The organism is Betaproteobacteria bacterium, assembly GCA_009377585.1.
In the GTDB taxonomy this organism is placed as follows: domain Bacteria; phylum Pseudomonadota; class Gammaproteobacteria; order Burkholderiales; family WYBJ01; genus WYBJ01.
Genome location: WHTS01000002.1, coordinates 17,638 through 31,327, shown reverse-complemented (window position 1 = coordinate 31,327; position 13,690 = coordinate 17,638). Strand labels below are relative to the sequence as shown.

Here is a 13,690-nt window from a genome sequence, read left to right as displayed (position 1 = left end):
TCATTCCCATGAAGAGGGGAATCCAGGTGCACTTCGCGACGCCCTGGAGTCCCGCGGGGATGACGACAACCGTGTCATTCCCGTGCTACTCGCGCTTCTCGATCGGTACGTATTGCTTGCCCTCGGGACCGGTGTACACCGCCGTGGGACGGATGATCTTGTTGTCGATGCGCTGCTCGATGACGTGCGCCGACCAGCCGCTGGTGCGCGAGACGACAAAGATCGGGGTGAACATCGCGGTCGGAATGCCCATCTTGTGATACGACACCGCCGAGAACCAGTCGAGGTTCGCGAACATCTTCTTCTCGCGCGCCATCACCGCTTCGATGCGATCGGCGATGTCGAACATCTTCATGTCGCTGGAAGCGGCGGAGAGCTTGCGCGCAACTTCCTTGATGATGCGATTGCGCGGATCGGCGATGGTGTAGACGGGATGGCCGAAGCCGATGATGGTCTCGCTGGCCGCCACGCGCTTGACGATGTCGGCCTCGGCTTCGGCGGGCGTCTCGTAGCGCTTCATGACCTCGAAGGCGACCTCGTTGGCGCCGCCGTGCTTGGGGCCGCGCAGCGCGCCGATGCCGCCGGTGATGGCCGAGTGCATGTCCGCGCCGGTGCCCGCGACCACGCGGCAGGCGAAGGTCGAGGCATTGAACTCGTGCTCGGCATAGAGGTTGAGCGAGGTGTGCATGGCGCGCACGAACATCTCGCTCGGCGCTTTCCCGTGCAGCAGGTGCAGGAAGTGGCCGCCGATGGAGTCGTCGTCGGTCTCGACCTCGATGCGCCGGCCGTTCTGGCTGTAGTGGTGCCAGTACAGCAGCATCGAGCCGAACGAGGCGATCAGCCGATCGCCGATGTCGCGTGCGCCCGGCGCGTTATGGTCGTCCTTCTCCGGCAGCGTGGTGCCGAGCACCGAGCAGCCGGTGCGCAGCACATCCATCGGGTGCGCCGCGGCCGGGATGCATTCGAGCACGGCCTTGACCGCGGCCGGCAGCCCCCGCAGCGACTGGAGCTTGACCTTGTAGCCCGCCAGCTCGGCTGCGGTGGGCAGCTTGCCGTGGATCAGCAGGTGCGCGATTTCCTCGAATTCGCAGCGCTCGGCGATATCGAGGATGTCGTAGCCGCGATAGGCGAGATCGTTGCCGGTTCGGCCCACCGTGCACAGCTCGGTGCTGCCGGCCGCGATGCCCGAAAGCGCCACGGACTTCTTGGGCTTGAAGGTCGGTGCAGGGGACGATGCCATGGCGGGGTCCTTTGTCATCCCAGCAGGTGCTTGATCGAGTCGCGTTCCTCCTGCAGCTCCGCGAGCGTGGCCTGCATGCGGGCGCGGCTGAAATCGCTCACGTCGATGCCCTTGACGATCTCGTAGGCACCATTGCGGCAGGTGACGGGATAACCGTAGATCACGCCTTCGGGGATGCCGTAGCTGCCCTCGGAGGGAATGCCCATGCTCACCCAATCGCCGTCGCGCGAGCCCGAGATCCAGTCGCGGACGTGATCCATGGCGGCGTTGGCCGCGCTCGCCGCGCTCGACAACCCGCGCGCCTGGATGATGGCCGCACCACGCTGCTGGATGGTCGGGATGAACTGCTTTTCGATCCAGGCCTGGTCGTTGACGAGCGCGGCGACCTTCTGGCCGTCGACTTGCGCCGAATACAAATCCGGGTACTGGGTCGCCGAGTGATTGCCCCACACGGTCATCTTGCGTACCGAGGCGACCGGCTTGCCGACTTTCTGCGCGACCTGGGTCAGCGCGCGGTTGTGGTCCAGGCGCATCATGGCCGAGAAGTTCGAGGGCTTCAGCGCCTTGGCATTGCGCATGGCGATGTAGCAGTTGGTGTTGGCGGGGTTGCCCACCACCAGCACCTTCACGTCGCGGCTTGCCACTTCCGACAAGGCCCGGCTCTGGGTGGTGAAGATCGCCCCGTTCGCTTCCAGCAGATCCTTGCGCTCCATGCCCTTGCTGCGCGGACGCGCACCGACCAGCAAGGCCACGTCGACATCGCGGAAGGCCACTGTCGGATCGTCGCTGGCAACGATCGATTGCAGCAGCGGGAAAGCGCAATCGTCCAGTTCCATGACCACGCCATTGAGAGCGGCCATGGCCGGGGTGATATCGAGCAGCTGCAGGATCACGGGTTGATCCTTGCCGAGCATCTCGCCGCTGGCGATGCGGAACAGCAGGCTATAGCCGATCTGGCCGGCGGCGCCGGTGACGGCCACGCGTAGCGGGCGTTTCATCGAAGGGCTCCAGGGAAGTGCATGCGAAACTTGCGGGTTGGAGAGCCGGCGCGGACCTCGCGCGGGAGGCAGAAAGAGGGCGCCGGAGGCGGTTCGATCATAGCGGCCAGGCGCGCGCGGCGTCAACCGAGCGAGGCAGCGCGCAAGCTTCGCCGCGGTGCTCGCGCGCCCCGTTTCGGCGCAGCGCAGTCCGGCCGAAAACAGACGCGCGGCGGCTGTCATATCGAGCGCAATGCTCGCCCCGGGGTTATGCCCGCCGTGCGAAACTGTTACACTCCGTCGACCTCCGAAGGTCGCAATTGAACCGTAGGTTGCGCTCGTGTTCGTGGCGATGCGGCCTCGAACCTGTGCCGATGCCGACCCTGCCCATGAACCCGCTTCATCGTCGAGGCTCGAGCCGCAGTGCGGCGCGAATTGGCCGCACGGAACTGTGCGCCGCTGGCGAACCGGGCCGGAGGCAGGGGGTGACGAACTGACCATGGAAAACGTACAGAAGATCCGCCCCAAGTATCTCGACCTGTTCAGCATCCGCCTGCCGGTACCGGGGTTGGTTTCCATCCTTCACCGCATCAGCGGTCTCGTCCTGTTCCTGCTCCTGCCCTTTCTGTTGTGGCTGCTCGACAACTCGCTGCATTCGCGCTCGAGCTTCGCGCGCTTCCAGGCGGTGATATCCGCACCGCTGGTTAAACTGGTCCTGCTGGGCCTCATCTGGGCGTTCCTGCACCACCTGTTCGCGGGACTGCGCCATATCGCGCTGGATCTGGACTGGGGCGTGAACCTGGAGGCGGGGCGCGCCACGGCGAAGCTCGTGCTGGTTGCGAGCCTCGTTCTGACAGCAGTCCTGGGAGCGATGCTGTGGTGAAGCGCATCGTGGTGGGTGCGCATTACGGCCTGCGCAACTGGGCCGTGCAGCGGGTTACGGCCGGGGTGGTCGCGGCCTATGTGATCTACCTCCTGATCGTGTTGGCACTGCAGCCGCAACTCGATTTCATCGCCTGGCGCTCGGTTTTCACCCATACGTGGATGCGCGTGCCGACCTTCGTTTGCCTGATTGCCGTCTACATGCACGCCTGGATCGGGGTCCGCGACATCCTGATGGATTACGTGAAACCGACGATACTGCGCCTCGGGCTTCTGGTCGTGGTGGCAGTGGCGCTGCTCGCATACACCGCCTGGACGGTGCAGATTCTCTGGAGCTTGTGAGATGACGTTCGCGGTTCGGAAGTTCGATGCAGTGATCGTCGGCGCCGGCGGCTCCGGCATGCGGGCGGCCCTGCAACTGGCGGAAGCGAACCTCAAGGTCGCGGTGCTGAGCAAGGTTTTCCCGACGCGTTCCCATACCGTCGCCGCGCAGGGCGGCGTGGCCGCCTCGCTCGGCAACAACGGCGAGGACAACTGGCACTGGCACATGTTCGACACGGTGAAGGGCTCGGACTACCTGGGCGACCAGGATGCGATCGAGTTCATGTGCCGCAAGGCCAACGAGGTCGTCTACGAGCTCGAGCACTACGGCATGCCGTTCGATCGCACGCCCGAAGGGCGCATCTACCAGCGTCCGTTCGGCGGCCAGACGCGCAACTACGGCGAGGGGCCAGTCGCCCGCTCCTGTGCCGCGGCCGACCGGACCGGGCACGCGATGCTGCACGCGCTCTATCAGCGCAACGTGCGTGCACATGCGCACTTCTTCGTCGAATGGATGGCGCTCGATCTCATTCGCGATGCCGAGGGTAGCGTGGTCGGTGTCAGCGCGATGGAAATGGAGACGGGCGAGGCCTACATCTTCCATGCCAAGGCCGTGCTGTTCGCCACCGGCGGCGCCGGTCGTATCTTCTCCGCCAGTACCAACGCCTTCATCAATACCGGCGACGGGCTCGGCATTACCGCGCGCGCGGGGCTTCCGCTCGAAGACATGGAGTTCTGGCAATTCCACCCGACCGGCGTGGCCGGTGCCGGCATATTGATCACCGAGGGCGTGCGCGGCGAGGGCGGCTATCTGCTCAACAAGAACGGCGAGCGCTTCATGGAGCGTTACGCGCCGACGGTCAAGGATCTGGCGAGCCGCGACGTGGTCTCGCGGGCGATGGCCACCGAGATCAAGGAAGGCCGCGGCGCGGGCAAGGACGGCGAGTACATCCTGCTCAAGCTCGATCACCTGGGGGCGGAGGTGATCAACAAGCGCCTGCCCGGCATTCGCGATATCGCGCTCAAGTTCGCGCACGTCGATTGCGCCAAGGATCCGATCCCGGTCGTACCCACTGCGCACTACCAGATGGGCGGCATCCCGACCAATTACCATGGGCAGGTGGTGGCGCCGAAGAACGGCAATCCGGAAGCGGTCGTGCCGGGCTTCTACGCGGCGGGGGAGTGCTCCTGCGTGTCGGTGCACGGGGCCAACCGACTGGGCACGAATTCGCTGCTGGATCTGCTCGTGTTCGGCAAGAGCGCCGGCGAGCAGGTGATCCGCGATCTGGCGGCCGATCCGGGCCTGAAGGAGCTGCCCAGGGACGCCGGCGAGCAGACCCGCGCGCGCCTCGCCCGGCTGGACGGCCAGAGCAATGGCGAGAGCGTTGCGCAGGTCGCGGCCGAAATGCGCCGTACCCTGCAATTGCACTGCGGCGTGTTTCGCTTCCCGGACTTGCTGACCGAAGGCGTGGCGAAAATCAAGGAGCTGTCGGCGCGCGCGCAGCACACCGAGATCAAGGACAAGAGCAAGGTGTTCAATACCGCGCGCATCGAGGCGCTGGAGCTCGACAACCTGATGGAGGTCGCACGCGCCACGCTGGTGAGCGCGCAAGCGCGCAAGGAATCCAGGGGCGCCCACGACCGGTCGGATTTCCCCCAGCGCGACGACGTCGAGTGGATGCGGCACACGCTCTGGTACAAGGAAGGCGACCGGCTCGAGTACCGGCCGGTGAAGACCCAGCCGCTCACCGTGGCGTCATTCGAACCCAAGGCCAGAGTCTACTGACATGCGTTTATCGATCTATCGCTACGACCCCGACAAGGACGACAAGCCGCGCATGCAGGACTACGACGTCGCGCTGGAGCCGACCGACCAGATGCTGCTCGATGCGCTGGTGCGGGCCAAGACGATGGACGATTCGATCTCGTTCCGGCGCTCGTGCCGCGAAGGCGTATGCGGGTCCGACGCGATGAACATCAACGGCAAGAACGGGCTCGCCTGCACGACCAAGGTCGCCGAGCTGAAGGAGCCCGTGGTGCTGCGGCCGCTTCCCGGGTTGCCGGTGATTCGCGACCTGATCGTGGACATGTCGCAGTTCTTCAAGCAGTACCACTCGATCAAGCCTTACCTGATCAACGACAGTCCGCCGCCGGAAGGCGAGCGGCTGCAGTCGCCGGAAGAGCGCGATGATCTGAACGGCTTGTACGAATGCATTCTGTGCGCGTGCTGCACGACGGCCTGCCCCTCGTTCTGGTGGAATCCGGACAAGTACGTCGGGCCGGCCGGGCTGCTGCAGGCCTACCGCTTCATTTCCGACAGCCGCGACCAGGCGACCAACGAACGCCTGGACGATCTGAACGATCCGTACCGCCTGTTCCGCTGCCGTTCGATCATGAATTGCGTGGATGTATGTCCCAAGAACCTCAATCCGAACCGCGCGATCAACAAGATCAAGGAGCTGATGCTCAAGCGGGCGGTATGAGGCAGCCGCCGCGAGCATCCACCATGGCAGAGCTCGACCGGATGCGTTGGCGGTGCAGGCGGGGGCTGCTGGAGCTCGACCTCGTGCTGAGCGTTTTCGTGCGCGAGGAGCTGGAGCGCTTGCCGGCGCAGGAGCTGGCGTTGTTCGCGCGGCTGCTCGATGCGTCCGACAACGATCTGTGGGACTGGATCAGTGCGCGCAGCGAACCGTCCGACCCCGCGCTGGTTGACCTGGTCCGGCGCTTGCGCGCGGTTCGTTGCGCAGCCTGACGTAGCAGCAGCAAGGCCGCCCGGGCCAAGGCGGTTCCGTAACGACTGGTTTTTTCTGGAGACAGACGATGAGCAAGGAACGAATCGCAACCCTGTCATTCAGCGACGGCAGGCCACCGGTCGATCTGCCCGTGATGGGCGGGACCATCGGCCCGGACGTGATCGACGTGCGCGCGCTCTATTCCAAGAGCGGAATGTTCACCTACGACCCCGGCTTCATGTCGACCGCGAGCTGCCGCTCGCAGATCACCTACATCGACGGCGATCAGGGCATCCTGCTGTACCGCGGCTATCCGATCGAGCAGCTGGCCGAGCATTGCGACTTCCTCGAAGTCGCCTACCTGATACTCTACGGCCAGCTGCCGAACCAGCAGCAGAAGGTGGAATTCGACAACATCGTCACGCACCACACCATGGTGCACGAGCAGCTCGCGCGCTTCTATCAGGGGTTTCGTCGCGACGCGCATCCGATGGCGGTGCTGTGCGGCGTCTGCGGGGCGCTGTCGGCGTTCTATCACGACTCGCTCGACATCAATAACGCGCGCCACCGCGAGGTCTCGGCGTTTCGCCTGATCGCGAAGCTGCCGACCATCACCGCCATGGCCTACAAGTACAACATGGGCCAGCCGTTCATGTACCCGAAGAACTCGCTTGGCTACGTGCAGAACTTCCTGCGCATGATGTTCGGTACCCCGTGCGAGGACTACGAGCCGAGCCCGGTGCTCACGCGGGCGATGGACCGGATCCTCATCCTGCACGCCGATCACGAACAGAACGCCTCCACCTCCACCGTGCGCCTGGCGGGCTCGACTGGCGCGAACCCGTTCGCCTGTATCGCCGCGGGCATCGCCAGCCTGTGGGGTCCCGCGCATGGCGGCGCCAATGAGGCGGTGCTGAACATGCTGGGCCAGATCGGCGACGCGGACAACATCGGCAAGTACATCCAGCGGGTGAAGGACAAGGACGACTATTCGGTGCTGTTCGGCTTCGGCCACCGTGTCTACAAGAACTACGACCCGCGCGCCAAGATCATCCAGCGCACCTGCCACGAGGTGCTCGAAGAGCTGGATCTGAAGGACGACAAGCTCTTCAAGTTGGCATTGAAGCTGGAGAAGATCGCGCTCGAGGACGAATACTTCATCAAGCGCAAGCTCTATCCGAACGTCGATTTCTACTCGGGCATCGTCTACAAGGCGCTCGGCATTCCGGTGGGCATGTTCACCGCGATCTTCGCGCTCGCGCGCACGGTGGGCTGGATCGCGCAGTGGAACGAGATGATCGGCGATCCGGAGCAGAAGATCGGGCGACCGCGGCAATTGTTCGAGGGCGCGACCCGGCGCGAATTCGTGCCGGTGGATCAGCGCAAGTAGATCGAAGCGGGACCGCCAGTCGGCTTCGACGCCGTCATTCCCGCGCAAGCGAGAATCCAGGACGATGTGTTCCTGGGCTCGCGCTTGCACGGGAGTGACACTGATTTGCGATACGGCAGTAGCCAAACGGCGAGAAAGCCGGTCGGGGCAGGGTCGGCACTACGCGAGGTGTGACCATGTTCAAGGAAATGCTGTCCAACTCGTACCTGTTCGGCGCCAACGCGCCTTTCATCGAGCAGCTGTACGAATCCTTCCTGCAGGATCCCGCCTCGGTCGAGTCGCGCTGGCGCGACTATTTCGAAGAGCTGCAAAGGCTCGAGCAAGGCCCGCGCGATATCGCGCACACCCCGGTCCAGGAGGCGTTCGTCCGTTTGGCCAAACAGCCTCGCGGCGGCAACGGTCATGCCGCCCCGCTGTCCACGCTGTCGGAGGCGCACGTCGCCAAGCAGGTCGCCGTCCTGCAGCTCATCAACGCCTACCGGTTCCACGGCGCCCGTCACGCGCGCCTCGATCCGCTCAACCGCCAGGAGAAGCCCAGTATCCCGGAGCTCGATGCGGCCTTCTACGCCCTCACCGAGGCCGACATGGGTACCGTGTTCAATGCCGGGACGCTGGTAGGGCTCGCGCAGGCGCCGTTGAGCGAGATTCTCTCGGTGCTGCGCGAAAGCTATTGCGGGACCATCGGCGCGGAATACATGTACATGTCCGATATTCCACAGAAGCGCTGGATCCAGCAGCGGCTGGAAAGCGTGCGTTCGCGCCCGAGCTACGATGCCGAGCAGAAGCGCCACGTCCTCGAGCGCCTCACCGCCGCCGAGACCCTAGAGCGCTACCTGCACGCACGCTACGTCGGTCAGACCCGTTTCTCGCTCGAGGGCGGTGACACGCTCATCCCGCAACTCGACCACCTCCTGCAGCGAGGCGGCGCGGCCGGGTTGCAGGAGATCGTGATCGCGATGGCGCACCGGGGCCGTATCAACGTGCTGGTCAATACGCTCGGCAAGATGCCGAAGGATCTTTTCGCCGAGTTCGAAGGCAAGCACAGCGGCGACGTGCTCGCGGGGGACGTCAAGTATCACGAAGGTTTTTCCTCCGACGTCATGACCTCGGGCGGCCCTGTGCACGTCTCGCTCGCTTTCAATCCCTCCCACCTGGAGATCGTGAATCCCGTGGTCGAGGGCTCGGTGCGCGCGCGCCAGCACCGGCGCAAGGACCGCGAAGGCAAGCAGGTGATGGCGGTCACGATTCACGGCGACGCCGCTTATGCCGGGCAGGGCGTGGTGATGGAGACGCTCAATCTGGCGCGCACCCGCGGCTTCGGCACCGGCGGCACGTTCCACCTCATCATCAACAACCAGATCGGCTTCACCACCTCCGACGTGCGCGATGCGCGCTCGACACTTTACTGCAGCGACGTCTCGAAGATGATCGAGGCGCCGATCTTCCATGTGAACGCGGACGATCCCGAGGCGGTGCTGTTCGTCACCGAGCTCGCGCTCGACTTCCGCATGGAATTCCAGCGCGACGTGGTGGTCGACCTGGTGTGCTATCGCCGCCTCGGCCACAACGAGCAGGACGAGCCGATGGCGACCCAGCCGCTCATGTACAAGGCGATCCAGAAGCACCCCACCACGCGCAAGCGCTACGCCGACAAGCTGATCGCCGAAGGCGTGATGGGGGCCGATGAGCCGGAGGCGATGGTCAAGACCTTCCGCGACGCCATGGACGGGGGCCATCACACCAACAAGACGATCCTGTCCAACTATCGCCCGCCGTTGCAGATCAACTGGAAGAGGTATCAGGGCACCAAGTGGAACGAGCACGACGACACCTACGTCTCGCTCGATACGCTGAAGATGCTGGGTGAGAAGCTCACGCAGGTGCCGGCCAACATCAAGCTGCACCCGCGGGTCGAGCGCATCATCGCCGACCGCAAGCAGATGGCGCAGGGCAAGCTTCCGCTCGACTGGGGCATGGCCGAGAACCTCGCCTACGCGTCGCTGCTGCACGAGGGTTATTCGGTTCGCATTTCGGGCCAGGATTCCGGTCGCGGCACCTTTTTCCATCGCCACGCCGTGCTGCACGACCAGAACCGCGAGCGCTGGGATTCGGGCACCTTCCTGCCGCTGCAGCACATCAACCCCGGCAAGGCCGATTTCGTCGTGATCGATTCGGTGCTGTCGGAAGAGGCAGTGGTGGCGTTCGAGTATGGCTACGCGACCTCGAGCCCCGAGGAACTGGTCGTCTGGGAGGCGCAGTACGGCGATTTCGTCAACGGCGCCCAGGTCGTCATCGACCAGTTCATCGCCTCGGGCGAGGTCAAATGGGGGCGGCTGTGCGGGCTCACGCTCATGCTCCCGCATGGCTACGAGGGCGCGGGCCCGGAGCACTCGTCGGCGCGGCTCGAGCGCTTCCTGCAGCTGTGCGCGGACTACAACATGCAGGTGTGCGTGCCGGCCACTCCGGTGCAGATGTTCTACCTCCTGCGCCGGCAGGCGATACGGCCGTACCGCAAGCCGCTGGTGCTGTTCTCGCCCAAGAGCCTGCTGCGGCACAAGGAATCGGTGTCGCCGCTGGAGGAGTTCGCGCACAGCAAGTTCAACCCCGTGAACGACGACTGGGACGAGGACATCGATCCGGACAAGGTGAAGCGCGTCGTGTTCTGCAGCGGCAAGGTGTTCTTCGACCTGCGGGCGGGCCGGCGCGAGCGCTCGATCAAGGACGTGGCGCTCGTGCGCATCGCCCAGCTCTACCCGTTCCCGCACGAGCATTTCAAGGCGATGGCCGATAAGTACGCCAATGCGACCGAGGTCGTGTGGTGCCAGGAAGAGCCGAAGAACCAGGGCGCGTGGCGCTGGGTCCAGCACTACGTGCTGCGGCACATGCGCCCGGGACAGAAGCTCGGCTACGCCGGCCGTACATCGTCAGCAAGCCCGGCGGTGGGCTACAGGAGCCTGCACGACAAGCAGCAGAAGGAATTGATCAACGCTGCCTTGGCCGAAGACGTTGTCGCGGACGTGGTGGAGTGATGCCGGCCGCCTTGACCACACCCCTTGCAGGGCGCGCATCGGCATGCAGGCCGATGCCGTTTGGCCGGCGAGGACCATGGTCCGCGAATTCCCGGCCTCACCCCCGGCGCTGCGCGCCACCCCTCCTCATGAGAGGAGGGGAAGGTTCTGATCTCCCCTCCTGCCGAGGGCACGGGGAAGGTTCTTATTTCCCCTCCTGTCAAGGAGGGGCGGGACGCGACGATGTCGCGGACGGGGTGGTCGATACGATCTCCGCGAAAAACACGATACGGAGCTTCCATGCTGGTTGAAGTGAAGGTCCCGCAACTTTCGGAATCGGTGCCCGAGGCGACGCTGCTCGCCTGGCACAAGAAGGCGGGCGAATTCGTCGAGCGCGATCAGAACCTGATCGACATCGAAACCGACAAGGTCGTGCTCGAGGTGCCCGCGCCCGCATCCGGGGTGCTGGTGAAAGTGGTCAAGGGCGACGGCGGCACGGTGGTGAGCAACGAGGTGATCGCGACCATCGACACCGAGGCGAAGGCCGAGGCGCCTGCGGCGCCGGAGAAAGCGCAGGCGAAAGCAGAGGCGAAAGCAGAGGCCAAGGCGCCCGAACCGGCCAAGCAGACGCCCGCTGCCGGGGCCCAGGTCATGCCGGCGGCGAAGAAGATCGCGCAGGAGCAGGGCGTGGATACCGCGCAGATCGCGGGCAGCGGACGCGGCGGGCGCGTGACCAAGGCCGACGTGCTCGCCGCCGTCCAGTCGGGCGAGGCGGCACAGCGTGCACCGGCACCGAGCGCGCCCGCGGCGCCTGCCATGCCCGCGGCGCGTCCCGAGCCGAGCGCGGTCGATCTCAATGCGATCATTGGCGAGCGCCCGGAGCAGCGCGTGGCCATGTCACGGCTGCGGGCGCGGATCGCCGAGCGCCTGGTGCAGTCGCAATCGACCGCGGCGATCCTCACCACCTTCAACGAAGTCAACATGAAGCCGGTGATCGAGCTGCGCAACCGCTACCGCGAGCGCTTCGAAAAGGAACACGGCGTGCGCTTGGGCTTCATGTCGTTCTTCGTCAAGGCTTCGGTCGCGGCGCTCAAGCGCTATCCGCTGGTGAACGCCTCGATCGACGGCAACGACATCATCTATCACGGCTACTTCGACATCGGCATCGCGGTGGCGAGCCCGCGCGGCCTGGTCGTGCCGATCGTCCGCAACGCCGACCAGCTCTCGATCGCCGAGATCGAGAAGGTCATCGCCGATTTCGGCAAGCGCGCGCAGGAAGGCAAGCTTTCCATCGACGAGCTGAGCGGGGGCACGTTCTCGATCTCCAACGGGGGCGTGTTCGGCTCGATGCTCTCCACGCCGATCATCAACCCGCCGCAGAGCGCGATCCTGGGCGTGCATGCGACCAAGGAGCGCCCGGTGGTGGAGGGCGGACAGATCGTGATCCGGCCCATGAACTACCTCGCGCTCTCCTACGATCACCGCATCATCGACGGGCGCGAGGCGGTGTTGAGCCTGGTCGCGATCAAGGAAGCGCTGGAAGATCCGGCAAGAATTCTCTTGGACTTGTAGGGCGAGGCGATGGAGTGAAGGGTGAAGAAGTGAAGCGTGAAACTTCGCCCTTTACGCCACCGGTGACCTGCCAGCGCTGATACAGGATTCACCCTTCACCCTTCACCTTTCACTCTCTCATGACAACCCAATTCGATGTCATCGTCCTGGGCGCCGGCCCAGGTGGCTATGTCGCCGCCATACGCGCCGCCCAGCTGGGCCTGCGCACCGCCTGCATCGACAACTTCAAGAACACCGCCGGCAAAGCCTCGCTCGGCGGCACTTGCCTGAACGTGGGTTGCATCCCGTCCAAGGCGCTGCTCGAGTCGTCGGAGAACTTCGAGCGCGTGCAACATGAGTTTGGAGCCCATGGCATCACGGTGAAGGATGCGCGCATCGACGTGGCGACCATGCAGGCGCGCAAACAGAAGATCGTCGACCAGTTCACCGGCGGCATCGCGGGGCTATTTCGCAAGAACAAGGTGACCGCTTATCACGGCACGGGGGCATTCAAGTCGGCCGCAGCCGCCGGCTACGGTATCGAGGTATCCGAGGGTGGCAAGACCGAAACCTTGCAAACCAGGCACGTGATCGTTGCGACCGGTTCGGTTGCACGCGCGTTGCCGTTCGCGGCTTTCGATAACGACGTCATCCTGGACAATGCCGGCGCGCTGGCGCTGACCGACATTCCGAGACGCCTGGGTGTGATCGGCGCCGGCGTGATCGGCCTGGAAATGGGCAGCGTATGGCGCCGGCTCGGTTCGGAGGTGACGGTTCTCGAAGCGCTTCCGGGCTTCCTCATGGCGGCGGACGAAGCGGTTGCCAAGGAAGCGCTCAAGGCGTTCACGCGCGATCGCGGGCTTGCCATCCACACCGGCGTCAACGTGAGCGCGGTCCGCAAAGGCAAGGGCGGCGTGCTGGTCGAATACGGCGCGGAAGGCAAGACGCAGCAGGCGGAGTTCGACAAGCTGATCGTGGCGGTGGGACGCTCGCCCAACACCGAAGGCCTTGGTGCCAAGGCGGTCGGGCTCGCGCTGGACGCGCGCGGGTTCGTCGAGGTGGACGCCGATTGCCGCACGAATCTGCCGAACGTCTACGCCGTCGGCGACGTCGTGCGCGGGCCGATGCTCGCGCACAAGGCGATGGAGGAGGGCGTGGCGGCGGCCGAACGCATTGCCGGCCATGCGGCGCACGTGAATCTCGATCACGTGCCGTGGGTGATCTACACCTCGCCCGAGATCGCCTGGGTGGGGCGCACCGAGCAGAGCCTGCGCGAGGCCGGCATCGCCTACCGTGCCGGGCAGTTCCCGTTCATGGCCAACGGCCGGGCGCGCGCGCTCGGGGACACGGCCGGTTTCGTCAAGATGCTGGCCGATGCGCAAACCGATCGCATCCTGGGCGTGCACATCGTCGGGCCATTCGCCTCGGAGCTCATCTCGGAGGCGGTGGTCGCCATGGAGTTCGGCGCGTCCTCGGAGGACATCGCGCGCATCGTCCATGCGCATCCGTCGCTCGCCGAGGTGATGCACGAGGCCGCGCTCGCCGTCGACAAGCGCACGCTGCACATCTAAAGGGCGTACGGTCTCGAT

General features: G+C 65.1%; 11 protein-coding genes. 9 read left to right on the top strand and 2 right to left on the bottom strand.

The window, feature by feature from the left end; genetic code table 11:
- Nucleotides 1-85 precede the first annotated feature (85 nt).
- Together prpC and GEV05_00910 are read right to left on the bottom strand one after the other, a co-directional pair.
- Nucleotides 86-1,240, bottom strand: coding sequence for a 2-methylcitrate synthase (gene prpC, locus GEV05_00915; protein MPZ41964.1), 1,155 nt, complete (start codon nt 1,238-1,240; stop codon nt 86-88).
- Between the two features lie 14 nt (nt 1,241-1,254).
- Nucleotides 1,255-2,238: a malate dehydrogenase gene (locus tag GEV05_00910; protein ID MPZ41963.1), complete on the bottom strand. Its 984-nt coding sequence runs from the start codon at nt 2,236-2,238 to the stop codon at nt 1,255-1,257.
- Between the two features lie 472 nt (nt 2,239-2,710).
- Here GEV05_00910 and sdhC point away from each other — a divergent pair, with 472 nt between their 5' ends.
- The 9 genes from sdhC to lpdA all read left to right on the top strand — a co-directional run bounded on the left by sdhC (nt 2,711) and on the right by lpdA (nt 13,672).
- On the top strand, nt 2,711-3,100 hold the full coding sequence (gene sdhC, locus GEV05_00905; protein ID MPZ41962.1) for a succinate dehydrogenase, cytochrome b556 subunit: 390 nt from the start codon (nt 2,711-2,713) through the stop codon (nt 3,098-3,100).
- Complete coding sequence (sdhD, locus tag GEV05_00900) at nt 3,094-3,441, top strand: succinate dehydrogenase, hydrophobic membrane anchor protein (GenBank protein ID MPZ41961.1); 348 nt, start codon at nt 3,094-3,096, stop codon at nt 3,439-3,441. Before sdhC ends, sdhD begins: the two co-directional genes overlap by 7 nt.
- A 1-nt stretch (nt 3,442) precedes the next feature.
- Nucleotides 3,443-5,206 (top strand): succinate dehydrogenase flavoprotein subunit, encoded by a 1,764-nt coding sequence (locus GEV05_00895; protein ID MPZ41960.1) that lies wholly within the window; start codon nt 3,443-3,445, stop codon nt 5,204-5,206.
- Nucleotide 5,207: 1 nt separating this feature from the next.
- Complete coding sequence (gene sdhB / locus GEV05_00890) at nt 5,208-5,903, top strand: succinate dehydrogenase iron-sulfur subunit (protein ID MPZ41959.1); 696 nt, start codon at nt 5,208-5,210, stop codon at nt 5,901-5,903.
- A 23-nt stretch (nt 5,904-5,926) separates the two neighbouring features.
- Nucleotides 5,927-6,172 (top strand): hypothetical protein, encoded by a 246-nt coding sequence (locus GEV05_00885; GenBank protein MPZ41958.1) that lies wholly within the window; start codon nt 5,927-5,929, stop codon nt 6,170-6,172.
- Between the two features lie 68 nt (nt 6,173-6,240).
- Nucleotides 6,241-7,542, top strand: coding sequence for a citrate (Si)-synthase (gene gltA, locus GEV05_00880; protein ID MPZ41957.1), 1,302 nt, complete (start codon nt 6,241-6,243; stop codon nt 7,540-7,542).
- A 176-nt stretch (nt 7,543-7,718) separates the two neighbouring features.
- Nucleotides 7,719-10,571: a 2-oxoglutarate dehydrogenase E1 component gene (locus GEV05_00875; protein MPZ41956.1), complete on the top strand. Its 2,853-nt coding sequence runs from the start codon at nt 7,719-7,721 to the stop codon at nt 10,569-10,571.
- Between the two features lie 279 nt (nt 10,572-10,850).
- Entirely contained in the window at nt 10,851-12,122 is a 1,272-nt protein-coding gene (gene odhB, locus GEV05_00870) for a 2-oxoglutarate dehydrogenase complex dihydrolipoyllysine-residue succinyltransferase (GenBank protein MPZ41955.1), read from the top strand.
- Between the two features lie 119 nt (nt 12,123-12,241).
- Nucleotides 12,242-13,672 carry a dihydrolipoyl dehydrogenase gene (lpdA, locus tag GEV05_00865; protein MPZ41954.1) on the top strand — a complete coding sequence of 477 codons (1,431 nt, stop codon included), beginning with the start codon at nt 12,242-12,244 and terminating at the stop codon, nt 13,670-13,672.
- Nucleotides 13,673-13,690: the final 18 nt, after the last annotated feature.